Raw genomic sequence first — 25888 nt, forward strand, 5'->3', positions numbered from 1 at the left:
GTCAGCCTTGGAGTCAGCAAACCGCTGGGGCTGTTGGTTGGTGAAAAGTAGAAACGCAACCCGTAAGTGCCGGTTTTTGCATTTCCCTTACACTCTCATTTTCCGAAACCATGCATACCGCATCGAAATCATTGCCATCATGCATCTACGCAAACAAGCCAATTATTGGCAATCGAGAAAATAAATTACAAATCCCCTCGTGAAACGCCTTCTTCTAAAACTGCTCACCATCTGGAAACAAAAACTTAAAATTTACTTCATCGCGGCGTGGATAGGCGCCGGCGTGGGGATTTTTCTACTGGCGCCCAGTTACGATTACGTCAGTTCGCGCGAAAACAATGCCGATGCCTTATCGTCCATGGAATACGTGTTGACCCAATTCAAGGAAATCATGACGGGTCAGATCAACCAGAATAATATCATTCTGTTTTACGCCGAAATCGGCGCCTTCCTGGGGCTATTGTCGCTGGGTATTTACCGCGTACTGCACAAGCGCCTGCTGGATCTGGATGCGCTGAAGTCCGAACTGGATAAGGATCTGCCGTCCATCATCCGCCAGGGTGAAGGTCCGCTGCTGGAATTCAAATCCTCGTTGCGCTGGGACATGCGGGAACAACGCATCAACCGCAATCTGGAAGCCGTGGTGATGAAAACCGTGGCCGGCTTTTTGAACAGCCATCTCGGCGGCACCTTGCTGATAGGCGTGGGCGACGACGGCGAAATCATAGGCCTGGAAAAAGACTATCAAACTCTGAAACGACCGGATCAGGACGGTTTCGAGCAAACCCTGATGACGGCGATTTCCGCCAACCTGGGCGCCGACCTTTGCGCCAACGTGCATATATTGTTTCATGTCATCGATCAAAAACACGTCTGCCGGGTTATCATCTCCCCCGCCCTGCGGCCGGTGTTTGTAAACCAGGGCAACGCGCCGAAGTTTTTCGTCCGTACCGGCGGCGGTACCCGCGATCTGAATATCCAGGAAGCCCTGGAGTTTGTGAGCGGGCGCTGGAAAAACCTCAAAATGAATTAATCGGGATTCAGTAGCCAAAACTCACTAATAATGAACACTACGCCGCAAACCGCCGTTAACTCCACGCTATCTCCGGTGATATTGTTCGCCGGCACTCTGTTCGTCAGCGCCATGCTGATGTTCGTATTGCAACCCATGTTCGGCAAACTATTGCTACCGCTGTTGGGCGGCACGCCGGCGGTCTGGAACACCTGCATGGTGTTTTATCAAACGATCTTGTTCGGCGGCTATGGGTATGCGCATTGGCTGAGCAGCCGTTCCGGCCAACAACGGCAAATTCAAATCCACACGGCGCTGCTGATATTCAGCCTGTTCGCGTTGCCGGTGGCCCTGCCCGACGACGCCAATCCGCCCACCGAGGGTAATCCGACCTTTTGGTTGATTTGGACCCTGTTTCTGTCCATAGGCCTGCCTTTTTTCGTGGTGTCCGCCACCGCCCCCCTACTGCAAAAATGGTTTTCGCATCTGGGCCACCATAGTTCGGAAGACCCCTATTATCTCTACGCCGCCAGCAACGCCGGCAGCCTACTGGCGCTGCTGAGCTATCCGTTTTTGCTCGAACCCAACATCGGCTTGGCCGATCAACGCCTGTTCTGGAGCATGGGCTACGGCCTGCTGTGCATTCTGATTATCATTTGCGCCGTTGCGCTGTGGTGCGGCTTGCCCGAACCGGTTACCGGCGAAGCGCCGGAGGAGCAAGCCGAGCAACTTGCGGAACCGCCGTTCCCGCAACAATTGCATTGGCTGGCACTAGCCTTCGTGCCGTCCAGTTTATTGTTGGGCTTGACCCAATACATCAGTACCGACATCGCCGCCGTGCCGCTGTTATGGATACTGCCGCTGACCCTGTATTTGCTGTCGTTTATTTTGGTGTTTTCCAAGTGGGCAGACCGCATACATCCCGGCATGCTGGCGCTGCAGCCGGCGGTGTTATTGATATTCATCGCCTATTCCTTCATCAATCCGGCGCTATTGCCCTACTGGCTGGATTTGATTCTGCACTGTCTGGCGTTTTTCCTGGCCATCATGGTCTGCCATGGAGAACTGGCCAAACTCAGGCCGCACACCCAACACCTGACCCGTTTTTATCTGGTAATGTCGTTTGCCGGCATGTTGGGCGGCTTGTTCAACACCTTTGTGGCGCCTTTCGCGTTCAACGCGGTTTACGAATACCCCATCATGATCGTGGCCGCCCTGTTCCTGCGGCCCGGTTTTTTCAAGGGCCGCTGGTATTTGCAAGCGATTTTCCCGGGCTTGCTGCTGCTGGCCGGTCTTGCGCTTTATCTGAGTAACGATGCGCTGTTCGATTATCTGGACATCATCGGCGGCGCGCTGATTTTGCTGGCCGGTCTGACCTACTCCGTCCGCCAGGGCCCGCTGGGCTTGGGATCGTTGACGGCGGTGATATTGATTTTCAGCCTGGGCTTGCACAGTCTGGCCTCCAGCACCTTGTACCAGGAACGTACATTTTTCGGCGTGCTGTCGGTACGAGATACCGTCATCGGCGACGAAAACCAGCGCCCGGAAAAAGTCCGCGAGCTGTATCACGGCACCACCAAGCACGGGGCCCAGCGTCTGACCGCCGCCAACCTCACCACTCCCCTCACCTACTACAGCCGGCCCGGACCCATCGGCCAGCTGTTCGCCGAATTCGACGCCGAAAACCAACACTGGAATATAGGCGCGGTCGGCCTGGGAGCCGGCGCCTTGGCTTGCTACGCCAAGCCACAACAACATTGGCGCTTTTACGAAATCGACCCCTTGATCGTAGACGTGGCCAAAGACCCCAAATGGTTTCATTATCTGGAACGTTGCAAGCCGGATGCGGACATGATCATCGGCGATGCCCGCCTGTCCTTGCAAAAGGAACCCGACCAAGGCTTCGATCTGCTGATCATGGATGCCTTCAGCTCCGACGCCGTCCCCACCCATTTACTGACCCGCGAGGCGATGCAGCTATACTTCAGTAAATTGAAAGACGACGGCATACTGGCCTTCCATATCACCAACCGCCATTTGGCCCTGAAAAAAGTGCTGGCCGACCATGCCGAAAGTCTGCGGCTGTCCGGCCTATTACAGGAATTCAAGCCGGAAAATCCGCCTCCGCTGGTGGTGGCCACCGACTGGGTGGTGATAGCCAAACAAACGCAACGGCTGGACCGCTTGCGGCAAAGCCGTCTGGGCCACTGGCAAAAATTGCCGCTGACCTTTGATTTGCAGCCCTGGACCGACGACTTTACTCATATCATAGGCATCTGGAAATAGGATAACGCATGCTGATTAACGAACTCGCCCAACTTTGCGGCGCCATCCCTCAAGGCGGCGACGCTGAACGCCCTATCGATTCCGCTGCCGACATCATGTCCGCCCAAGCCCGTCAAGTTACGGTATTGAGCGACGGTAAGTACAAAAAATACTTAAAAGACTGCCGGGCCTCGGCCTGTTTCGTTGCCGAAGCATTATTGGACGGCGATATTCCAGCGGGCCTGACCTTATTGGTCTGCGAGGACCCGGAAATGAGCTTTCTCGGCGCGGTCAAAGCCTTGCACCCGGAACCGGCCCTGGAAAGGCTGATTTCCCCACAAGCCGCCATCGCCGACAGCGCCGTTTTGAGTGCCGATATCCACATCGGCCCGTTTGCCAGCGTCGGCCAACACTCCAGCATAGGCGACGGCAGCACCGTCGATGCCGGCGCGCGCATCGGCAACCATGTCGTCATCGGTAAAAACTGCCGCATTCATCCCAACGCGGTGATTTACGACCACAGCCAGATCGGAAATAACGTCATCATTCATTCCGGCGCGATCATCGGCGCCGACGGTTTCGGCTATAAATACCGCGACAACCAGCACGTCAAAGTACCGCACGTCGGCAACGTGGTGATAGAAGACAATGTCGAAATCGGCGCCAATACCTGCATAGACCGCGGCGCGCTGGGTTCCACCCGCATCGGCTGGGGCAGTAAGATCGACAATCTGGTTCAACTCGGGCATAACAATTCGGTCGGTAAAAACGTCATCATTTGCGGCCAGTGCGGCATTTCCGGTTCCTGCGAAATTGGCGACGGCGCCATTCTGGCCGGCAGCGTCGGCGTGGCCGACCATGTCAAAATCGGCACTCGCGCCGTGGTGATGGCCCGTAGCGGCGTGTCGCAGGATGTCGATGCCGGGGCGCAAGTCTGGGGTAGCCCGGCCAAGGACAGAAAAACGGCTTGGCGCGAATTGGCTGCCTTGGCCAAGCTGCCGGAGCTGATGCAAAAAATCAAGCAATTCGAAAGCCGCCTGACTAAACTGGAAGACTAGTTTTTCCCGAGTACGGAGTCAGCCATGAACGATAAACAACTGGTCGCGGAATATGCCGCGCAACGCATCGAATCCGGCATGCTGGTGGGATTGGGCACCGGCTCCACCGCCAATTTCTTCATAGAGGCGCTGGCCCGCCGCCAACGCGAGGAAAACTTGCAAATCGAGGTCGTCGCCAGTTCGGTAGTCAGCATGTTGAAAGCTCAACAGTTGGATTTGACGCTACGCGGCGTGGAACAGATCGGCGGGCTTGACGTGTACGTCGACGGCGCCGACGAAGTCGCGCCGGACCTGACCCTGTTGAAGGGCCGCGGCTCGGATCTGGTGCGGGAAAAAATATTGGCCAAGGCCGGCAAGGCCTTCTGGGTGCTGATCGATAAAAGCAAACAAGTGGACAGGATAGGTCAAAACTTCCCCATCCCGATGGAAGTGATGCCGTTTGCTTGGCAATTGGTACAACGCAGTCTAGCCGCAATCGGCGGCGTAGGCACCTTACGCAAAAGCGGCGACGGCTTGTTCGTTACCTCACACGGCAGCCTGGTACTGGACACGGCGTTCGATCCGGATCTGGACGGCAAAACCCTGAATAATCTCCTCGACGCCATACCCGGTATCGTCGAACACGGTATTTTCGCCGACCTGACCAGCGCGGTGTTTTGCGGCCATCAAGGCTCGGTGGAGGAAACCGCCGTCTGAGCAGGCTTTCTCTCCCGGCCGACGAAAACCAAGGTGCACCTTTTTTAACTTCAAAATTCGACACCCCCAACCCCACGCCCTCCGGAGGGTGGCGCAAAAGACAATCAGTCCCTTCTCCAGGCGGGAGAAGCGGCTTTTACGACGGCGTCCTCCGGGAGGATGAGGTAAGGGATTTAAAACCGAAAACTGAAATGCAATGACTATAACAATTGCGGCCCGCGGATGAATTCAGCGCTAGGACGTCGGTTTAACGCCGCGCCTTGCGCTGAACAAGGTCATACCGCTATGCCGATTGCGTCTTGCGGCGCTTCATGCCCACCAGACCAAGCAAGCCGGAGCCAAACAACCATGCCGCCGCCGGCACGGGGACCGAGCTGACATTGACCTTATACCCATAGGGAATGCCGAAAATATCGCCGTTTATGTCGTTACCGCCCAAATAGACGGTGTATTCCTGGCCGGCCCGGGCGAAAAACTCGACGACACTGCTGTCGCCGTGGGTCAGATAGGTCAAACCGCTGCCGCCGAAGGGGTTGTTGACCTTGGCGGGGTTTTCATTCACACCGGAAATATAACCGATATTCCAAGCCGAGTGATGGTTGATGGCGCCGGTATGCATGCCTTCGAACACGGTAATACCGTAATTGAAGATGTTATCTTCCGGGTTGACTTTGGACACCTCCAACCTGATCGTGGTATCCACTTCGGATTTGATCAGACCGAAATCGGTGTTATGCGCCCAACCGCGGGTAAAGGTCGGGTTTGCCGGATCGACCTGCCAGGAGCCCCAGGCGCCGTTAGCGGTATCCAGATCGACGACCGCGCCGTTATAGGCGCTGGCGGCATGGGCAGCGGAAACCTCCAGCACCTGTCCGGCGCTATGAATCATGACCGCCCAGTTCAAGGCGTGGTTTTCCGCGCTAAATCCCATCGGCAACCCACCGTCCGGCGTGCCCAGCCATTCGACTGGCGTGCCGCCGCCACTCGAGCCACCACTCAATACCCAGCCGTCGGCTCCGCTCCACAGCGCGGTGTTATACATCACGTGCGCGGATGCCGGTCCGGCGGCAGCCAATGCCATTGCGGCGCCTGTTGCGGCAAGTCCAATAGCCTTAACCAATTTTTTTTGTTGCATGAATACTCCTTAATTTAAAAATCATTGCGGGAAACGCGCGTCGCGTTTCTTTTCCAAGGCCTTGCGGCCGCTTTCGATTCCCCCTTCTCCATAAGCAAAAGCCAGTTATTCCGCATACCTTGGGATTACTCCCTAACGCTCATGAAACCGGTGCGTCGCTCCTGCCATGACTTTCATAGTCACCCCGAGGAATATGAAACTGAATGCGGAACTTATTGCGGGCGGGAATCCCTAGGCCCTTAGCGACTGCCTGCGCTGCATACCCAACAGCCCGGCAAAACCGCTGCCGAACAACCAAATGGCGGCGGGCACCGGCACCACGGTAGCTTCCAATTGACCCGATACCGAGCCGTCGAAATACAGATTCTCGGACTGGCCGGCGGACAAGATGAAGCCGAAGGATTTGAAGCCGAACACTTCGGCAAAAAAATCGCCGTTAGTCGAAACATGAGCCAAATCGAATTGATCCAGGCTGAAATCTTCGTTGGAATAGCGGAAAGCAACGTCCGCATCGGCTTGCTGGCCGGAGACCTCCCCGCTCAATCGGTAGCTGAAATCGATGTTGATATCGAAAATATCGTTGACATTCAACGAGGTATTTTCAAATGAAATCAGCAGATTGGAAAAATAGTCGCTGACCGCCGCACCGAGTTGTATGGAATCCTGGGCTTGCAGAACAACGTTATGCAACACGCCCAATCCGTTAAAGCCCTGCCGGGAATGGCTGTAGGAACTCGAGCCGCTTTCCGCCGCGGCATCGGCAAAAAACGTATCGATAATAGACAAATACTGCATTCCGCCCTCTGGGTTGAGATTGATCGCCGTTACCGTGTAGGAAAAGTCTATGCCGCCGCTGTAATGACTGGATGCTTGCGCGGATGACGATAAACCCGGCAGCAAAAAAGCGGATGCCGCCAAAAGTACTGATTTTCGATTCAAACTATTCATGATGTTTCCTGATTTTTAAAACTATTGGGCGTAAGGCCGTGTCCGGTTGATTAACCGTCAAGGGGCCAAGAACGGTTCGATTGGTTCGGACCTGCCGCCGGCGCCCACCGCCGGTAACAGCACCACGGACTCCTTGGCCAATGCACTCCGCAAGGGGTGGCCGGACTGCACGAATTGATCGTCGCCTACATGACCGTTCGGCACGATCAATTCGGGATGATCGAACGGCGCCTGCTCGTAGCGTACCCGTTCGTCGGTAAAGGTTTTAAGGAAGGCCAGCAAATCAGCCCGTCTTCGCGCATCGTTGCTCATGGGCGTACGGGTCAGAAAGTCGCTTAGATTGCTGTTGTCGAAATTGCCGCCGCGGGCATAAAACTCGATGACCTGTTCCAGCGTCGCCATGCTGCCGTTATGCATGTAAGGTCCGGTCAACTCGATATTGCGCAGGGTTGGAATCTTGAAAGCCGCTTTCGAGCTAATCAGCAACTTTAGGTCGTCGGATTTGTCGAAGGCGGCTATTGCGGCCTGCACGGTCGGGATGAAGGCATAAGCGGGATCCTGGCAATTCACCGCGCGCCGGGCGACTTCGGCCGCGCCTTCCCGGCTGCCGTCCACTTGCCGGTCGGCGGCCAGCGTGAAATAGGCCGGGAAATTGAAATCGAAACCCAGGTCCCAAGCCAGCGGCGTCAAAAACTGGCAACTGTGGATGTGTTTGACGGCTTGGTCCTTCACCTCGCTGTAATTACCCATCAGATACTGCACATACTGGGCGCTGTATGACAGCGGCTTTTGGAAATCGTCCAGACCGCCCAAACCGGGATCGGCATCCGGGTTACCGACGCCGGTATTCATAAAACCGAAATCGATCAGCTTTTGGCCCTTGGGTTGGTCTTTGAGATTGCGAGTGACATCGCGTGTCACCACGTTGGGTATTTCGGTGATGCCGGCATCCTTGGCCATATCGAATAAATTCTTGCCCATGGCTTCCGGACCGAAGGCACGCAAGCTGTGTTCCGGACCGAAAAATGCGCCGGGGGTTGGAGTAACCAGCAGAGAGTTGGACACGATGGCATTGGTCGTATTCACGGGACCGGCATGGCACAGGTTGCAATGGCTTTCGGTAAACACTTCCAGGCCGCGTCGTTCCGACTCGCTCAAGCCGATGGGTTTATAGGTATCCGGATCGCGCAGAGCGGTGTCGATGGGCGCCTGATCCGACACCAGGGTGGATTCGTACAGTTGTATGGCCAGTCCGAAAAACATCGGAAAATTGGCCTCCATCTGCGTGTATGCCAGTCCGCCGATGGCCGGCGCGCCGAAAGTGCCACGCGTGGTGTTAGACCAATACTTGGAGGCAAAGGCGGCGCGTATCATGTCCTTGTAAGTGGTTTTCAGGCCGGGCTTTTGACTGCTATCCGAGCTGTTGGTCAAATTCAGGCCGCCGAATACGCTGTCGGTGTAATGGACTTTTTGGTATTGCAAGGGCGGACGCGCCAGCAGCTTGCGGCCGATATCGGCAATACCGCGATCCGAGCAGGTCATCTCCAACTGGCTCAATGCGGTAGCCACGGCCTGGGATGCCAATGCCGAGTTTTCCAGATGCAAGGCCTTTTTTTGCACGGTGCGGGCATTGACCTGTATCCAGACGCCCGCGTTGGGGTCGCGGTCGCCCCAATTGTTGCTGCCGTTGAATACGTTATTACCGCGACCGTCCCAGAAACTGCGATGGTTGAACACGGCATTGATCACGGTGGGTGCGTTCCGGGGTTCCACCCGCCGGGTGCCGACGCCGTTGACGTTAAATACGGGGTCGGCGCTACGCTGGCAGTTGTCGTTGCTGCCGGTGAATTGCGATACGCCGGTAAAGCGGCCGCTGAAAGTGCCCGACGAGGCTACGACATCGTCGGTGGCGAAAATCCGCCCGCTGTCTTTATTCAGCGGATCGGCGTAACGCACCAGGGGGAAGTCCTCCGCGCTCAAGGCGTGGTTGGGGCCGCCTTTGCCGGAAGGCAGTACGTCGAATTGATTGTCCGGATGCGGAATCAGCGTGCCGGGATTGATTTGGTTTTTCACCCGGTTATCGGCCCCGGCGTGAAAGTGGCAAGAAGCGCAGGCCATGCCGTCGCTGCCGACGTTGACGTCCCAGAACAGGGCTTTACCCAGGGCGATGGCCATGTCCTTGTTCACCACGATGGGGTCCGCTCCGTCCGTCAGGCCGGGCACGGGTGGGATAGGCACGCCGATCAACGGCACCGGCAAGGGGCCGTGGGCCAGTCCGGTCTGCGAAAAAACGGCGCAACAGGCCGATAGTAAAACGACGGATAATTTCATGATTACACCCTGAAAAAACAATTCCGCTATATCGTTTATCGCCCTTCCGCCCGCAAAAGCGCTTACGGATTCGGCGACGACGCCATAGTCTCTTTTTGTGCCGATAACCGAGAACCATTGCCGGTTCACTGCTACCCAGACTTGGACTGAAACATTGGCTTCAGCCTATTATCGAATTCTTATTCAGCAAAAGGCGGGCCAAACTGCTTAGATGGGAAAAACAACGACTTGGAAAGTGTGGAAATTCGAGTTGTTAATTTCTTGCGGGATATGCCGTGGTTTTTTTGAAAAACTGCGGCATATCCCGCATTTATTAATAAGGGGCTAGCCGGACAAGCTTAACAATCAGCCGTGCGTATTTCCGACAAATAAAGGATGTAGACCGGGGTTTATACGGAGGGGTGTTGCTTTTCGTCGCCCGCGCTCGCATAAGCGAAGGCCTGAAGGCAAGGCGTCAGTAAATCCGCCAACGCTTCGAACTCCGCCGCGTAGTAGCGCCAACGTCCAACCGACGTTGCATAGAGCGGCTGGGAAACCTGATCGAAGCTGGGGCTGGCGATGAATTTCTTCCCGGCCTGTTTATAAAACTCGCCGGCTTGGGCTCGTAACTCCAAGCCCAGGAAGCCGAATACCCGGCTGAAGGTGGTCTGAAAATCCGCCACGCCGTCCTCGTAACGCAAGGTCATTACCCGCAGGCTGAGCATCGGTTCAACGTGCAGCCACCATTGCATGGTTGCGGCATACAGTTCGGCGGTGGAGCGCCAGCCGAACAAATGCACGGTCGATACGGACGGCAGCATGACCTGCATGTAACAGCTGAGACAGACGTCGCGCGGGTCCCGAACCATGAAGATCACTTTGGCGTCGGGGAACACTACGTTGATCAGACCGATATCGTAGGTGTTCATGGTGGTTTTATCGATAAACACCGCCCGCGCCGCGTCGTCGCCGTAGCGTTGTTTCACCGATTGCCAGTAAAAATTGCGCAAATGGCGAATCGTATCCGGACCGGCTGCCCGCAATTGCCCGGTCACATCGTCCTTGACAGCGGAAATCCGCTGCAATTCCTGCTTCATTGCCACCAGCAGATCGGTCTCGTCCGACACGAATACCTCGGGATGGGTAGCCAGAATCTCCTGAACCAAGGTGCTGCCGGAACGCAGAAAACCCAGCAAAAACACCGGCGCCCGCGACTCGGCCAGCCACTCGGCGCCGGACCAGCGCCGCAATAAATCCGCGTCGAAGTTGGCGCTGTAATCCGCCAGCAAATCGTAGACATATCGCGAGTCCTGCTTTTGCACTTCCGGCAGGCCGGAGGCCAGCGCGGCGGCGGCATGCAAGTGTTCGAACACTCGGTCATGATGACCCAGTTTGTCGTGAATTCTGGCCAGTTCCTTGTGAGCGCGAAAAGTGGTTTCGCCGGCCGCCGCCATCCCTAAAATCCTGGACAGGCGGGCGCCGGCCTCCGCGTGTTGGCCGGCCTTGCTTTCCAGCATGGCATGCTGAAGATTGAGGACGGCATCGTCCGGCATGAGGCGCAAGGCCTGTTGGCTGGCGGTCAATGCCAGTGCGTTTCGATTCAGCCGGGCATAGGTATGCGCCAGCAATTGAAAGCCCCTGAGATCTTTTTTGATTTGAACAGCCTGTTTGATCAACTCCAGCGAGGCGGGATAATCCCGCCAATATTGCAACTGCTCGGCCAGCAGTAACAATTGGCTTGTATCGCCGTGTTTGCGGCTGGATTTGGCCAGCAGCGCGCCGGCCTTGCGCAGCATGTCCAGACCTTGAGCGAACTGACGGTTCCAGCACAAGGCCTGTCCGTAACAGGCCATGGCTTGGGCATCCTTGGGATTTTCCCGCGCGGCCTTTTCGAACCAAAACACGGCATCCGCCGTATTTCGCGCATTGATGGCCGCCTGACCGCGCTGTAAAAAGGCGGACAAAGCGGGCTGGCTGGCTTGGGTTTTATTGACTTTATCCATGGAAAAAAGCTTTCCTTGCCGGAATGGCGGCCGCAAACGCTCACCCTTGCGGCCGCCGGGCGGACTTATTCCGGCCTAGGTTGCCGCCCCGCCCGGGCGATCTAAAACATGTAATTCCATTGCGCCGACAAGGCACCCTCGCGCTCCAGCTGGATGCCGTTGACGTCGTCGCGCAACGGCTGTATCCATTCCACGCCGAAGCTGTTGCCGGCCAGACTGCCGCCGGGAATGGTGGCGGTCAAACCCAGGCCTATATCCCAAAATTTGCCGCCATGGTTGGCCGGCGTATCCATGGTGCCGATGGGCACGTGCGGCCTGTCATAGGCGCCGTGCAGCGAATCGTGGGTAGTATAGATACCGCGCACGCTGCCACTCAGCCAATCCAGAAAGCGGTAACTGCCCCAAGCCGTGGCCTGCAGCATGTCGCCCAATCTGTAGCCGGATTCGTTATGATTCTGCAGTCGCTTGATGCCCTGGAGTTGCGCGCCCCAGCCCCAGGCATCCAGGTGGCCGGTATAGGTCAGCGTGGGGGTAAAATCCCAGGTACCGCTACCCAACTGCATGCCGTAATGAATCAGCCCCAGCTCATAAGTGTGCGTGGGCCGCAAATGTATATCGACGTCGCCGGTCGGCGCGGACACGCCCAAGCCCAGATGCAGATGATGCAGTTTGTCGTCGTACAGCTTGACCAAGGCCGAGATATTGGTATCGCCGATACCGCCGGTCTGGTGCTCGTGATCGGCATGATTGACGGCCGCGCCTATCAGTGTCGTGTTGGCGGGAGAAGTGGTACCGCCAAGTTCCCGCATATTCATGCCCATATCCATGAAGGTCGGCATCAGCATCAGATTCAGCCAATCGGTCGGCGCGTACATGACCATGAACATATGCATATGCATGGCCATGTCGCTGGGCGCGACAAAGCACTGTTCGCCGGCGCAATTAGGGTTATTCACCGCGTTGTTCATGGTGATGGCCGTATCCGAAATCGGCCTGGACCCTTGCAATAAATTACCGGCCTGTTTACTGAACATGTATTGATAGCCTACCATCCAGTCGTCGGCCGTATTCATCATGTGAGCGAACATCATGCCGGCAGGCTGCGCGGCGCCGTGCTGGTGATGATGGTGGTGGCGATGGTCTCCGCCGCCCTCGGCCAGACCGCGCCCAAGGGTATCCAAATCCACTTTCAACGCCGCATTGGCGGAATAGGCGGAAAAATCGGCGTAACCGCCCTCCCCGCCGCCGCCCAAGCGCAAGCCGCCTTGATGGGTGTAATATTCGAAGCCCATTTCCAGATTCAATCCGCGGGCGAACTGCTTGTTGACGATCACGCCGCCGCTCAGGGCGCCATAGGCCGACAGACGGTGATCGCTGGAAAAATGCGGGTATTGCCGGTTCAAGGCGCGGTAGGCCGCCGGGTCGTTGGCATCGCCCGATCCGGGGGTTTTCAGCACCAGATAAGGGTGGTAAAAATCGGCCGCGCTCTGACTGTAATAACGGATGGTGGGCGTCACCGTCAGCCCCCAAGGCAGCGGTTGCACCCATTTGCCTTCGAAAGTATGGGCATTGATGCCCCAGTCGTCGAGGAAATAGTTGTATTTCAAGTTCATCGCCGCATCCAGCGGCGCGATATGCTGCACATAGCGCAGATTCAAATTGACCTGATTGCGTTGGTTGGGTCGCTGTTCGGTATAAGCCGTGGTATTCGCGCCGAGGTAGACGCCGGCGGCCGGATCGAATAAATCCGGGTCGACGAAAAACGCATAGGTGGCCTTGTAGGGGTTTTCCATGAAACCGCTGCTATGGGTATAGCCCACTCCGGCCTCCGCCAGCGCGCATTTACTCAACACCTGCGTCAGGCTCAGATTAGTGGCGATGTCCTCGCGCTTGCCGTGCAACATGCCTTTGCTTGAGCTACCATCGTAATAACCGTTATCGCTTCTGCCGTTTAAGGTGTAACCGATATAGCCGAGATAGGGCAAGGAATCATGGTCCAACAGAGCCGACACCGTGCTGTTGGTGTAGCTTTGGCTGAAATTCAAGGTCGTCAGCTTACTGTTGAAATCCAGCCGCCCGCCCCAATTGACGAAGCGGGATTCGTAATCGTTTTCCAGCGACAGTCCGCCGCCGACGTCTACAGCCGCCTCGTCCCACTCGTAGCCCAGCTTGAAATCGCCCTGCTTACGGGTTTCCGGCGATGCCATGGTCATGGTATGCGTCAAGGGCTGCGAGCCGAACCCGTAAACTTGGTTAAAGCCCGCATCCAAGCCTTTATCCAACACGGGGTTAAGATTTCGATCGAATACCGGAGTCAGGGACTGTATATAGGGTGTTGCACCGCTTATGGTGTCGCCCGCGGCCGGTTCCAGGTGTTTAACGCCACTGCCCCCCCCATAAACCTTATTGCCGCCAAATCCGGCCGGTGCTGTAGCCACAGGGGTTGCGCCGGACCAGGTATCTTCGCTGTAGTTGGCGGTAAATCTCCAGCGGTCGCGCAGCAGGGTCTTGCCTTGCACATGCAGGCTGTCAACCGTGATAGGGGCGAAATTATTCGGTATTTTTTTAAGGTCGTAGCCGAATTCGCTGGTCAGTACGCGGGAATAAATATCGCGGTTGCTTTCCTCGTAGTGCCCGTATTGAATGGTGGCTTCATCATCCGCCGCCAGCACCGGCTCGGCCAGACCGGGCAGCAACAGGGCCGCCGCGGTCAAGGCCTGCAAGGCCGGGCTGACCCGGTTATTGGTAAGGTTGCCGGGCGGCGTTGCAACGCTGGCGGCGCTTGCCAAATCGCCGGCCGTCGACGCGAACGCAACGGCCGGGGAAACTTTATTGAAATTGCGCAATAATTTTTCGATAGCCAGACTCAGGCGGGTTTTTTTAATAACAACCACAACCGCCCCCGCTACCTGAACTGCTGCCGGTCGCCGCTTCCCGCGCGCCATAGTTATGGCCGCGCAACTCGGTCTGCAAGGGGTAAGGCTCCAAGGCCATCTGCGGCTTGGCCAGGGTGCCCCGTTCCCAGGGCGCCACCGCGCAGCCGCCGAGTAGTTGCAAAGCCAGCGCGATGGAGAAAACGCCGACGGCTCGTTTTAAGTTGATCATGGGTTTTCGTTGAGTAATTGATTGACTTGCTCTTGCAAGGTATTCGCTTCACTTTCGCGAAAACCCAAATGCACGTAACGCACCACGCCGTTGCGATCGATCAGATAGCTCGACGGCATGGCCTGGACATCGAACAGTTGGGCGCATTCGCTATTGGTGTCCAAGGCCACTTTAAATGCCGCCGGTTGGCTGCGTAGAAAAGCCTCAGCCTCGGCGGGATTTTCGTCCACGTTTACCGCGACGATTTGCAGGCCCTTATCCAGCAAGTCGGCATGCAGGCGGTTCATGAAGGGAAAGGATTTGGCGCAAGGTCCGCACCAGGAGGCCCAAAAATCCACGTATATCACCTGACCGCGCAGGGCCTGGAAATCCGGTTTTTCACTGCGGGCGGGCGAAGCGAGGTTGCAGGCCGGTACGGCCCGACCGGCTTCGATGGCGAGGGCATCCGTCATGCCCGCGAGGAAAAGCAATATTGTCAGACCGAGTTTGGAAAGGTTCATGGATGTAAAAAAATAGTTAATGACTGGCCAATTCTCGCACTGTAATTCTAGCGAAGGCAGTCCATCGCGCGGGAAAATGCGAGGCCGCCCGATAGGGGCGATGCATAGTCGCAATATTGGCCTTGGGCATCGCGGCTATGCGTCGCTCCCAACATGGCTTTCAGAGTAAAAGAAAATCGCGCGAAGGATTTGGGCTGGTGAATACGGAAAAATATCATGTGTATGTTAGCGCAGCTCCCTAGAGCCGACAGTTACAAAGCCTTCATTATACGGAGATAAGTTTTTATCGAAAACCTAGCATGGCATAAAAAGCCTTAAAGCCATCGGAAAAACCGGCCACCCACCAATGCGGGGCAGCCAGTTTACCCGAACCATTAAGGCAAAAAGCCATATCAGCCAGTCCGGCCGCAATCAACAAACAGAGCTACGGACTCAGTTATCCTGCACAGGCAAAGTAGGCGTGGTGGTTGGAGTGTGGCTGCCATTGGCGCTTTCGCAGTGGAACTCGATGTTATAGACCTTGTTACCGGCCTGGGTATGGTTGACCAGCATGGTGTAAACGCCGTTGCCGCCGTTGACCTGGACCCAAGGGCTGGGAATCGTATCGCCACCTTTAGAATCAATGGTCGTCGCTGCGGCGTTGCCCTTGACAATTATCAGTCCCAATAGATTGGTTCCAGGGCTTTTATCCAGAACCTGTGCAACAAGACGGGAGCTGTTACCCAACTCCGCGTCGGCACCGCAGGTAACTTGCCAGACGTCGGTAGCCTGCGCGCCGAATCCTATACGCAAGGTTTTGTTGCTCAGGGTATGCGCGGACGCCGGCAAAGCCAAGCCCATGCCGGCAAAAATCAACGCTGTTTTAAACAAATGCTTTGAAATCATATTTTTCTCTTAGGTTTAAGTTATTGGTGTCGGCGTTCCGGCCGAACGTCTTTGCGGGATCAAGCCGGCCGCCGCTGAGCGATGCACGGCCCATGTCAATGAAGCGTTTCTTCCAGTTTGGCCCTTGCCAATTGTCTGACCGTGGCGTCGCTGTCGAGCAAGCCCCGGTTCAGAATGGCCTGATTGACCGTCAATTCGATGGCCTGCAGCCGCACGGCGGCATCCTCGTCAGCCAATGCCTGTTGCAACTCGCCTTCGGCGGCTTCGGCGCCGTAACGCCTGACCCAGCCGCCGATAGCCTGTCCCCGCACCAGAGCGGAGGCATCGCTCATGCCAGCTCTCAGGCTGGCCTCGGCGTCATCGTCGTCGCTGGCGGCCATTGCATACAAGGCCTCGGCGCGGCGGCGCGGGTCGGCATTCCTCACTTCGTCCCGCAAGTCGGCGGCGTCCGGCTCCGATTGTGCTTGCGGCACGACGGGGGCCGGTGCCGCGCATTCAGACACTGGCCCGGCCGCCGAGCTGCCCAAAATCCAGACTTCCCGAGGTTCGGTTTTGTCAGCCCGACCGAATACCAGACCGGCCGACTCTCCCAACAGGCATTTGAGCAGGCCCGGCAAATTTTCGCCCGCGCAGGTCGCCGTTACCGGGGCCCGCGGCAGCACGCTGTAATGAACTGTCATACCGCTGGCTCGCTGCAATTCGTCCAAAATGGAAGACAGCGGCGCACTATGAGCCTGCAATTGCCATATCCGGGCTTCCGGGTCCAAGCGTACCGTCACATTCGGCGCTTCTTCTGCCTGCATGGTCTGCGGCAGCAGACCCGCCAGAAAAGCCAAGGTTAAAGCCGGGCGCATAAAAAAACCGCTGCTAAGCCAATTATTCCCGGAAGCTGAACTGGACCTCAGGCGGCAATGCGCTGCTTGCGGCGCGATGCCGCAGTCAAGCCGGCCAGTGCAGAACCGAACAACCAGACCGCGCCGGGCACCGGCACGCTGGTCGGCAAGGCTACATCGCCGCTGACGAATAATTTGTAGGCGTGCGGTTGGCTCTTGTTGCCGTAGGGAAAACTGGTCCAGGTATCGCCGAAACCGAAATATTCCGGAGCCGTGGTATCCACATAGCCGGCGGAATAAGCTGCACCATCGACGAAATCGAATTCGGCCTGCGACCAGTAATTTTCGAAGGTATGCACCAACAAATAACTGCCCTGGGTCAGGTTCAACGTGCCGCCGGCGTCCGAAATACCGACCTTGGTAGGATCATTGAGCTCGAAGCCGTTTTTAAGCGCCACGCCGAAATCGTTGACGCCGGTGGGGTTATAGCCTAATACAGGGTTAAAATTGGTCTCAAATGCATCTGCGATCGCGTAACCGGTATTCCATTCGTACTCCCCGCTCGCCGTGTTGAGTTTGAACAAGGTCAGACGGCTATCCAGGCCGTTCGTCAGCGTATCCGTCCACATGCTCACGGAGCTGTCGCTCAACACGTCGAAACGATATTCCTGCAAATCCTGGTTGCCGAAAAATGTGGCGTCGAATTCAAACTGCGCCGCTTGCGCTGCATTAACCGACAATCCCATTAAAGCGACTGCCGCAAATTGTGTAATTTTCATATTTTCTCCATAGATAAAAAAGCCGAAACGAGCCAGTGCCCCTGTAGACGGACTGGAAGCAGCAACAACCAAGCCAACTTTACGAAAATCGTTCTCATTCGCCCGGTATCGTTGCCATGAGCGACGTACAAAAAAGTCAGCGGATTGTATTTCAAATCAAGCACCGAACGCCAAGGTCGTTTTCAAGCCAATTTGAGGCATATGACATAGTTGGAATATGGCATTTAACATAGATTAATTCAACGTATCCCCCACAGCGGATAGGAAGGACGCACCGCGACTTGTCAGCCCGGACGAATTGCCTTAGCCTTTAAAGACGCTTACATGTTTATTTCGGCAAGCCACCGCAATTGGCATACTTATCTGAATTGTGCCGTAGGCCGGAATAAGCCTCGGTGTTTCCGGCAACCTCGACCGTGCAGCATTTCCAGCCATTGAACGCAAAAACACCGCAACATTTCCGCTTCACTTTCAAAGCCATGGGCACGCCCTGCGACTTGCAGTTGTTTGCGCCCGATGCCGACGCGGCCGGAAGCATGGCGGATGTCGCTATCAAGGATGTTCAACGGCTGGAAGCGAAATATTCGCGTTATCGCGACGACAGTCTGCTGTCCGACATCAACCGCGTTGCCGAACTCGGCGGCCGAATCGCGGTTGACGAGGAAACCGCCGGCCTGTTGAACTATGCCGACGCCTGCCACCGGCAAAGCGGCGGCCTGTTCGACATCAGTTCCGGGCTGCTGCGCAAGGCCTGGCGTTTCGACCGCGGCCAGTTGCCCGAACAAGACTTGATTACCGCACTGCTGGAAAGGGTGGGCTGGGAAAAGCTGCAATGGTCGGCGCCGCAGTTGAAATTTTTATCCCCCGGCATGGAGCTGGATTTCGGTGGCATCGTCAAGGAATATGCGGCCGACCGGGTGGTCACGCTGTGCCGGCGGGCCGGCTGCCGGCATGGACTGGTGAATTTGGGCGGCGACGTAAAAATCATAGGCCCGCGCGCCGACGGCCAGCCATGGCGCATTGGCATCGCCCATCCGCGCGACAGGCAGGCCATGCTGGAAAGTCTGGCCCTGCATCACGGCGCGGTCGCCAGCAGCGGCGACTATGAACGCTGCATCGTCATCGACGGCAAGCGCTATAGCCACATATTGAATCCGCAAACGGGGTGGCCGGTCGGGCATCTGACATCGGTGACCGTGGTATCCGAGCATTGCGTGGTGGCCGGCAGCGCTTCCACCATCGCCATGCTCAAGCAGGAGCAAGGCCCGGCTTGGCTGAATCAGTTGGGTTTGCCGCATCTGTGGACCGATATGGACGGCCGCCAGGGCGGCTCGCTGTCGCGGGCTTGACCCGACGGACTGGCACCCCGGCCTGGGCGAGGATCAAAGCAAATGCTTGACAGCCTGTCTTTCCTCGATCAATTCAGCCTCGTTCCGGCGCAGCTTTTCCAGACTGAACTCGTTCATGTCCAGGCCCTTGACTATCTGGTATTGACCGTCCCGTACCGTAACCGGAAAAGAAAACACCAGTCCGCTTTGCACGCCGTAACTGCCGTCCGACGGCACGGCCATGCTGACCCAATCGCCCTGCTCGGTACCGTGTATCCAGGTGGACATGTGCATGATCGCGGCATTGGCGGCGGAAGCGGCGCTGGATTGGCCGCGGGTCTTGATCACCTCGGTACCCCGGTTTTGCACCACGGGCATGAATTCGTCGACGAACCAGTCCCGGTCGACCAAATCGAAGGCCGGCCGGCCCTTGACCAGGGCATTGTGCAGATCGGGGTATTGCGTGCAGGAATGATTGCCCCAAACCGTCATGTTTTTAATGTCCCGGGTGGGCACGCCGCATTTTTGCGCCAGTTGGCTGACGGCGCGCGTGTGATCCAGCATGGTCATGGCGGCGAAACATTCCGGCGCCAAATCCGGCGCGCGGTTGATCGCCAGATAAGCATTGGTGTTGGCCGGATTGCCGGTAACCAGCACCTTGACATTGCGGCTGGCCACTTCATTCAGGGCTTGGCCCTGCACCAGAAAAATTTCCGCGTTTTGCGACAATAAATCGCTTCTGAGCATGCCTTGCTTGCGCGGTCTGGCCCCGACCAGAAAGGCGTAATCGACATTATCGAAGGCGACTTTCGGGTCGTCCGTGATGATGACTTTATGCAACAACGGGAAGGCACAATCGTGCAATTCCATCACGACTCCCTTCAACATTTCCATGGCGGGCGTTATTTCCAGCAGCCGCAGGACCACGGGTTGATCCGGGCCGAGCAAATCGCCGGCGGCCAGACGAAACAACAATGAATAACTGATCTGGCCTGCGGCACCGGTTACAGCAATATCGACGGGTGTTTTCATAGCTTCCTTAAGAGTAAGGGAGTGTGTTCTCGTGAACGGCACCGCCGGATTGTGACGTTGTTGCACACTCTTTAAATTTAGCCCAACAATACCACAATCCGGGTTTGATCGAAGCGGCTTGGATTATAAAGCGGCGCGCTTAATATGCCTGTATAATGGCGCGCCTTTGCACAATCGCCCCAATATATCCGGTAAGTTAATGAAAAAACTACTATTTCAGTTCGATACCGACTCTCACCCCTCAGTTTTTGACACAGTGGTAGCTTACGACGGCGGTGCCGACCACGTGATAGGCCACGGCGGTTTAACCCCGGCCAACGTCGGCGGTCTGGTGGACGGCTGTATTTTTACCCGCGCGCCCAAGGACAAAAAAAACACCGCGATATTTATCGGCGGCAGCAACATGAAGGCCGGCCAGCAGTTGCTGGAAGCCGTGCAACAGCATTTTTTTCCCGGTTTCCAGGTTTCCGTGATGCTGGACAGTAACGGCAGCAACACCACCGCCGCCGCCGCCGTGGCCAGAATCGCCACCAGCACCGGCTTGACCGGCAAGAAAGCCGTGATTCTGGCCGGTACCGGCCCGGTAGGCCAGCGCGCCGCCGCCATGATGGCACTGGAAGGGGCCGAAGTCAGCATTACTTCCCGGCATATCTTCAATGCCGAAAAAGCCTGTTTCGCCATGAAGGAGCGCTTCAATGTCGATCTGACCCCGGTCGAAGCGGCGGATCTGGAGGCCAGGGCCGCCGCCATTCAAGACGCCAATATCGTGTTGGCCACCGGCGCGGCCGGCGTCGAGCTATTGAAACCCGAGCACTGGCAACACCTCCCGCATCTGGAGGTCTTGGCCGACGCCAATGCCACTCCGCCGGTCGGCATAGGCGGCACCGAGGTAATGGACAAGGGCCAACTCCGCCACGGCAAGGTCATCTGGGGCGCCATCGGTTTCGGTGCGTTAAAACTGGCGCTGCACAGAGCGTGCATCGGCAAGTTGTTTACCGATAACAAACAGGTATTGGACGCCGAAGTCATTTTCCAGCTCGCCAAACAGATGGCTTGAGCTAGCCTTCCCGATTGATGACTGAAACGGCGGCAACCTTGCATGCGCGGTGTCTGGCGCTTTTTCAGGCCGGACTGGCCGCCGCCGACCCGCAAACCGCGGTCGGACAATGCTTGCTGGTTGAGGACGACCGGTTGAAAATACGACTGGCGCCGGAGTCCGAACGATGCCGTGGCGGCGAATGGCAAAAGATTCATCTCATCGGTTTCGGCAAGGCCGCTTGCGCGATGGCAAGCGCCGCCCGCGCCGCGATTCCCCGACACAAATTAGCCGAACCCGGCATTGTGGTGAGCACTTACGAAAATACCGTGGCGGTCGCGGGTTGCGAGGTGTTGGCCGCCGGCCATCCCCTGCCCGATCAGAACGGCCTGCGCGCCGCGCGGCGCATCGTCGAGCGCATCCGGGCCGTCCCGGCGGGCGACTTGATTTTGCTGCTGATATCCGGCGGCGGCTCGGCATTGCTGCCCTACCCGGTCGATGGCGTCAGCCTGGCCGATAAAGTCGCCGCCACCCAACTGCTATTAGCCTGCGGTGCCGACATCGGGCAAATTAATTGCGTGCGCAAGCATTTGTCCGGTTTGAAGGGCGGCGGCCTGGTCCGCTTGGCGGCGCCGGCCGATTTGCACGCGCTGATTTTGTCGGATGTATTGGGCGACGATTTGAGCAGCATCGCCAGCGGCCCCAGCGTGGCGGACGATAGCTCTTTTGCCGATGCCATCGCGGTTTTTCAGCAAAAAGCGGTTTGGGACAAGGTGCCGGGGCCGGTAAAAGATTATCTGGAACAAGGCGCGGCCGGTTTGAGACCCGAAACGCTCAAATCCGGCGATCCCTTGCTGAAATCGACCTCGCACAGCCTGATCGGCGGTAACGCCGTCAGTTTGGCGGCCGTGGAGCGGGCGGCCAAATCGCTCGGACTGCCGACCCGCGTCTACAGCCACAATTTGCGCGGCGAAGCTCGCCAAGCGGCGGAACAATGGGTGTTGGACTCCAAGACCGTACTTGACCCGGCTCGCAAGCAAACCAGCGCAATGCTAGCCGGCGGCGAAACCACGGTCACCCTGACAGGCAGCGGCAGCGGCGGCCGCAATCAGGAAATGGCGCTGGCCTTTGCCCTGGCGGCCGAACGGCACGGCTTAAGCGGCCGCTGGTGTTTTTTAAGCGCCGGCACCGACGGCCGCGACGGCCCCACCGATGCGGCCGGCGGCATTGTCGACGGCGACAGCCTCGCCCGCATGCGCCGAGCCGGCCTAGACCCGCAAGCCGCGCTGAACAACAACGACTCGTACACCGCGCTGAAGGCCGCCGACGCCTTGCTGATCAGCGGCGCCACCGGCACCAATGTTGCCGACCTGCAAATACTTTTAATGTATCCTTATTAGCGAATAAACCCTCACCAGGAGAGACCATGTTTAACCCATCAATGACCATAGCCGGCTTTGACGACGAATTGGCCGGCGCCATCGAACACGAGCGGCGCCGCCAGGAAGACCATATCGAACTGATTGCCTCGGAAAACTACGCCAGCCCGCGGGTACTGGAAGCTCAAGGCACCTTGCTGACCAACAAGTACGCGGAAGGCTATCCGGAAAAGCGTTATTACGGCGGCTGCGAATATGTGGATGTGGTCGAACAACTGGCCATAGACCGCGCCAAGGCCTTGTTCGGCGCCGATTACGCCAACGTGCAGCCGCATTCCGGTTCGCAAGCCAACATGGCGGTATTCATGTCGCTGGTGCAACCCGGCGACACCATTTTAGGCTTGAGTCTGGCCGACGGCGGCCATTTGACCCACGGCGCCAAACCCAATTTCTCCGGCAAAATTTATAACGCTGTTCAATACGGCCTGAATCCGGCCACGGGCGAAATCGATTACGAACAAGTCGAAGCATTGGCCCTGGAGCACAAACCGAAAATGATCATCGCCGGTTTCTCGGCCTATTCCCGCATCTGGGACTGGCAGCGTTTCCGCGACATCGCCGATAAAGTTGGCGCTTATTATGTGGTCGATATGGCTCACGTTGCGGGTCTGGTGGCGGCGGGCGTCTATCCCAATCCGGTGCCGATTGCCGACGTGGTCACCAGTACCACCCATAAATCATTGCGCGGCCCGCGCGGCGGCCTGATTTTGTGTAAAAGCAATCCGGAACTGGAGAAAAAAATCAGCTCCAATATCTTCCCCGGCATCCAGGGCGGCCCGCTGATGCATGTGATCGCCGCCAAGGCCGTGGCGTTTAAGGAAGCCATGAGCCCGGAATTCAAAGCCTACCAACAACAAGTGGTGAAAAACGCCCAGGCCATGGCGGAAGTATTCATCAAACGCGGTTTCGACGTGGTATCCGGCGGTACCGACAACCACCTGATGCTGGTATCGCTGGTCGCCAAGGGCATCACCGGCAAGGCCGCCGATGCCGCGCTGGGCCGCGCCAACATCACCGTCAACAAAAATGCCGTGCCCAACGATCCGCAATCGCCCTTCGTCACCAGCGGTATCCGCGTGGGAACACCTGCGCCGACCACCCGCGGTTTCAAGGAAGATCAAGTGCGGGAGATTGCCGGCTGGATGTGCGACGTGATGGATAACATCGAAGACGAAGCCGTCATCGCCGCCGTGCGCGATAAAGTGAAATTATTGTGCTCGCGGTTTCCGGTGTATTCCAACGCGTAAACTTTAATCCCTCTCGCGGTGTAAAAGGTGGGCAAGGTTTTGATACTCACCTTTTATGCCTGTTAGTTCTGATCCGAATGGGCTGCAACAGCATGGCCCTGTCTTGCTTACCCGCCACACCCCAGTCGCACTCAAGCCCGGTTTGGAAGGCGCCATCGTCGCAAATCGGAAAGCCCCGGATACCCGCAAAACCGCCCATCAAGCGGCCATCCCACCGGCCTGTCCATGGCACGCGCCAACCCGCATCGCCCCCCTTGATGTGACACGCAGTCCGCGACTATCCGCGATACCATGCATTATGAATTTGCATAGCCCTACTGTATGTAATCTTTTATTACTTTGAAATGGCTCGCATGATTGATACATAAGAATTGAGAAATATTACAACTCTTATATTCTAATTCCACGCCCGGCATGGGCACTCCGATAATCCAAATGTCATACCCACGGGTAATGCGCTTCGGGCGCATCGTTCAAAAACATCAACCAACCGGTATATCGATGCCAATTACTGAATTGCTCGCACTACTGTTAACGGGAACAATCTGTGGCGGAATGGGATTCCGGCTGGCGCGCAAGTTTCCCGCCCCCGCGCCGACGGAACAAAACCCCGTCAAGCGGCCGCCGCAGCTGGATATGGAGATCGTCAGACCTTATGCCGACAGCATCGAAACCTTTTCCCGGCTGATCACGCCGGCTTGGGCCAAGCACATCGAGTCGTCGCGGCGCGAAATGGAGCACGCCATCAATGCCCTGGCACAACGCTTTTCGTCCATTACCGTCAGCTTGGAAGATACGCTGAGGTCTTCCGCCAACTCTTTGCATGACGACAAGGGCGAAATTTTTCTGTCCAGCAACCAACGCTTGCGGCAGGTGGTCGGCTCGCTTGAACAGGCTTTAAGGGAAAACCTGGTGGTGGTCGAGCGAATCCGCTCCTTAACCGCGCATGTGGACGAGTTAAAAACCATGGCCAAGGAAGTTGCCCGCATTGCCGACCAGACCAACCTGATCGCGCTGAATGCCGCCATCGAAGCAGCGCGCGCCGGCGAGGCCGGTCGCGGATTTGCCGTGGTGGCCGATGAAGTCCGCAAACTGTCCAAATTATCCGGCGAAACCGGCAAACTGATCGGTTCCAAGGTGGAGCAAATCAATTCGGCCATGAAATCCGCCCTGCAAGCGGTGGAGAAAAGCACGGAAGCCGAGGCGGAAGCCGTCACGGCATCCAGCGACAATATCCAGCAGGTCATGGGAAATCTCCAGGCCGTCTTCGACGACCTGCAACAAAATTCCGTCAGCATGAGCGGCAGCACGAAAAAGATCAAAGCCGAGATCGATGAGTCTTTGCTGCACTTTCAATTTCAAGATCGCATCAGCCAGGTTCTGTCGCACGTGCGGGACAGTATAGACAGCTTCCCCCATCAGCTTGAATCCTGTCATGCCTTGGGCATGGAATCGTTGCGTCCCCTGGACACAGGCGTTATGCTGAGCTCGCTGAAAGACACCTACACCATGAAAGCCGAACATCGAGCCCATGACCACTCATACACGCAAGGCCCTGCATCCAAGGCCGACGCGGACATCACTTTTTTCTAGGAAACAGCACCATGGCCAAAACCATTTTAATCGTCGACGACTCCGCCTCCATCCGCCAAGTAGTCAAAATCGCCCTGACCAGCGGCGGTTACGACGTCATCGAAGCCGTTGACGGCAAGGATGCGCTCGGCAAGCTGGACGGGCAAAAAATTCATTTGATCATTTCCGACGTGAACATGCCCAACATGGACGGCATCAGCTTTGTCAGGGAGGCCAAGCAGCTGCCGGCCTATAAATTTACCCCCGTCATCATGCTGACGACCGAGTCGCAGGAAGCCAAAAAACAGGCCGGTCAGGCGGCCGGCGCCAAGGCCTGGGTGGTAAAACCGTTTCAACCGGCGCAAATGCTGGCGGCGGTTTCCAAACTCATATTGCCCTGAGACCAGCCATGAAGACACTGGTACTCGAAGACGAGTTGACGATTTTTAGCGCAAGCGAACAAAAAAACCGTTTGCTGGCCTTTTTGGAATCGGACCACGAACTGGAAATCAACCTGTCCAAGGTAGACGAGATAGATACCGCCGGCCTGCAATTGTTGATATTGATCAAGCGGGAAGCGGCCTTGCACGGAAAAGCCCTGCGCTTCATATTGCACAGCAAGGCCGTGCTGGAAATATTGGAACTCGCCAATCTGACCACCGCCTTCGGCGATCAGGTGATATTGCCGCATAACGAGGAGTAAGT

At 56.9% G+C, this 25888-nt stretch carries 22 protein-coding genes; 11 read left to right on the forward strand and 11 right to left on the reverse strand.

Going from position 1 to position 25888, the window contains the following annotated elements; all coding sequences use genetic code 11:
* Positions 1 to 199: 199 nt before the first annotated feature.
* The 4 genes from NP590_RS07535 to rpiA are packed head-to-tail and all read left to right on the forward strand — an operon-like array spanning position 200 to position 5031.
* Positions 200 to 1033, forward strand: a complete 834-nt coding sequence (locus NP590_RS07535; RefSeq protein WP_256601698.1) for an AlbA family DNA-binding domain-containing protein — start codon at positions 200 to 202, stop codon at positions 1031 to 1033.
* Between the two features lie 30 nt (positions 1034 to 1063).
* Positions 1064 to 3298, forward strand: coding sequence for a fused MFS/spermidine synthase (locus tag NP590_RS07540; RefSeq protein ID WP_256601699.1), 2235 nt, complete (start codon positions 1064 to 1066; stop codon positions 3296 to 3298).
* An 8-nt stretch (positions 3299 to 3306) separates the two neighbouring features.
* A complete protein-coding gene (gene lpxD, locus NP590_RS07545) occupies positions 3307 to 4335 on the forward strand; it encodes a UDP-3-O-(3-hydroxymyristoyl)glucosamine N-acyltransferase (protein WP_256601701.1) in 1029 nt (342 codons plus the stop codon).
* Positions 4336 to 4359: 24 nt separating this feature from the next.
* On the forward strand, positions 4360 to 5031 hold the full coding sequence (rpiA, locus tag NP590_RS07550; RefSeq protein ID WP_256601702.1) for a ribose-5-phosphate isomerase RpiA: 672 nt from the start codon (positions 4360 to 4362) through the stop codon (positions 5029 to 5031).
* 283 nt (positions 5032 to 5314) lie between these two features.
* Here rpiA and NP590_RS07555 read toward each other — a convergent pair whose 3' ends face one another.
* The 10 genes from NP590_RS07555 to NP590_RS07600 form a co-directional block, all read right to left on the reverse strand.
* Positions 5315 to 6166, reverse strand: a complete 852-nt coding sequence (locus NP590_RS07555) for a VPLPA-CTERM sorting domain-containing protein (protein WP_256601703.1) — start codon at positions 6164 to 6166, stop codon at positions 5315 to 5317.
* A gap of 231 nt (positions 6167 to 6397) precedes the next feature.
* Positions 6398 to 7114: a VPLPA-CTERM sorting domain-containing protein gene (locus NP590_RS07560; protein WP_256601704.1), complete on the reverse strand. Its 717-nt coding sequence runs from the start codon at positions 7112 to 7114 to the stop codon at positions 6398 to 6400.
* 57 nt (positions 7115 to 7171) lie between these two features.
* Positions 7172 to 9445: a cytochrome-c peroxidase gene (locus NP590_RS07565; protein ID WP_256601706.1), complete on the reverse strand. Its 2274-nt coding sequence runs from the start codon at positions 9443 to 9445 to the stop codon at positions 7172 to 7174.
* Between the two features lie 389 nt (positions 9446 to 9834).
* Positions 9835 to 11427, reverse strand: a complete 1593-nt coding sequence (locus tag NP590_RS07570; protein ID WP_256601708.1) for a tetratricopeptide repeat-containing sulfotransferase family protein — start codon at positions 11425 to 11427, stop codon at positions 9835 to 9837.
* Positions 11428 to 11528: 101 nt separating this feature from the next.
* Positions 11529 to 14321 carry a DUF3570 domain-containing protein gene (locus NP590_RS07575; RefSeq protein ID WP_256601709.1) on the reverse strand — a complete coding sequence of 931 codons (2793 nt, stop codon included), beginning with the start codon at positions 14319 to 14321 and terminating at the stop codon, positions 11529 to 11531.
* Positions 14308 to 14532: a DUF4266 domain-containing protein gene (locus NP590_RS07580; protein WP_256601710.1), complete on the reverse strand. Its 225-nt coding sequence runs from the start codon at positions 14530 to 14532 to the stop codon at positions 14308 to 14310. The genes NP590_RS07575 and NP590_RS07580 overlap by 14 nt, the downstream gene beginning before the upstream one ends.
* Complete coding sequence (locus tag NP590_RS07585; RefSeq protein ID WP_256601711.1) at positions 14529 to 14984, reverse strand: TlpA family protein disulfide reductase; 456 nt, start codon at positions 14982 to 14984, stop codon at positions 14529 to 14531. Before NP590_RS07585 ends, NP590_RS07580 begins: the two co-directional genes overlap by 4 nt.
* Positions 14985 to 15464: 480 nt before the next feature.
* Positions 15465 to 15917 (reverse strand): hypothetical protein, encoded by a 453-nt coding sequence (locus NP590_RS07590; protein WP_256601713.1) that lies wholly within the window; start codon positions 15915 to 15917, stop codon positions 15465 to 15467.
* A 95-nt stretch (positions 15918 to 16012) separates the two neighbouring features.
* A complete protein-coding gene (locus NP590_RS07595; protein WP_256601714.1) occupies positions 16013 to 16771 on the reverse strand; it encodes a HEAT repeat domain-containing protein in 759 nt (252 codons plus the stop codon).
* 47 nt (positions 16772 to 16818) lie between these two features.
* Positions 16819 to 17529: a VPLPA-CTERM sorting domain-containing protein gene (locus NP590_RS07600; protein ID WP_256601715.1), complete on the reverse strand. Its 711-nt coding sequence runs from the start codon at positions 17527 to 17529 to the stop codon at positions 16819 to 16821.
* Positions 17530 to 18008: 479 nt separating this feature from the next.
* On the opposite strand from NP590_RS07600, the gene NP590_RS07605 reads away from it, so the two are divergent.
* On the forward strand, positions 18009 to 18878 hold the full coding sequence (locus NP590_RS07605) for an FAD:protein FMN transferase (protein WP_371927272.1): 870 nt from the start codon (positions 18009 to 18011) through the stop codon (positions 18876 to 18878).
* Between the two features lie 33 nt (positions 18879 to 18911).
* Here the strand turns inward: NP590_RS07605 and NP590_RS07610 are convergent, their stop codons facing one another.
* Positions 18912 to 19889, reverse strand: coding sequence for a malate dehydrogenase (locus tag NP590_RS07610; protein WP_256601718.1), 978 nt, complete (start codon positions 19887 to 19889; stop codon positions 18912 to 18914).
* Between the two features lie 199 nt (positions 19890 to 20088).
* Between NP590_RS07610 and NP590_RS07615 the strand changes: the two genes are divergently transcribed.
* The 6 genes from NP590_RS07615 to NP590_RS07640 all read left to right on the forward strand — a co-directional run bounded on the left by NP590_RS07615 (position 20089) and on the right by NP590_RS07640 (position 25886).
* Positions 20089 to 20946: an NADP-dependent methylenetetrahydromethanopterin/methylenetetrahydrofolate dehydrogenase gene (locus NP590_RS07615; RefSeq protein ID WP_256601719.1), complete on the forward strand. Its 858-nt coding sequence runs from the start codon at positions 20089 to 20091 to the stop codon at positions 20944 to 20946.
* A gap of 17 nt (positions 20947 to 20963) precedes the next feature.
* Complete coding sequence (locus NP590_RS07620; RefSeq protein ID WP_256601720.1) at positions 20964 to 22325, forward strand: glycerate kinase type-2 family protein; 1362 nt, start codon at positions 20964 to 20966, stop codon at positions 22323 to 22325.
* A gap of 26 nt (positions 22326 to 22351) precedes the next feature.
* Positions 22352 to 23611 carry a serine hydroxymethyltransferase gene (gene glyA, locus NP590_RS07625; RefSeq protein WP_256601721.1) on the forward strand — a complete coding sequence of 420 codons (1260 nt, stop codon included), beginning with the start codon at positions 22352 to 22354 and terminating at the stop codon, positions 23609 to 23611.
* A gap of 555 nt (positions 23612 to 24166) precedes the next feature.
* Positions 24167 to 25204 carry a methyl-accepting chemotaxis protein gene (locus NP590_RS07630; RefSeq protein WP_305888630.1) on the forward strand — a complete coding sequence of 346 codons (1038 nt, stop codon included), beginning with the start codon at positions 24167 to 24169 and terminating at the stop codon, positions 25202 to 25204.
* 11 nt (positions 25205 to 25215) lie between these two features.
* Positions 25216 to 25584, forward strand: a complete 369-nt coding sequence (locus NP590_RS07635) for a response regulator (protein WP_256601722.1) — start codon at positions 25216 to 25218, stop codon at positions 25582 to 25584.
* An 8-nt stretch (positions 25585 to 25592) separates the two neighbouring features.
* Positions 25593 to 25886 (forward strand): STAS domain-containing protein, encoded by a 294-nt coding sequence (locus NP590_RS07640; protein WP_256601724.1) that lies wholly within the window; start codon positions 25593 to 25595, stop codon positions 25884 to 25886.
* Positions 25887 to 25888: the final 2 nt, after the last annotated feature.

It is taken from the genome of Methylomonas subterranea, assembly GCF_024505185.1.
In the GTDB taxonomy this organism is placed as follows: domain Bacteria; phylum Pseudomonadota; class Gammaproteobacteria; order Methylococcales; family Methylomonadaceae; genus Methylomonas; species Methylomonas subterranea.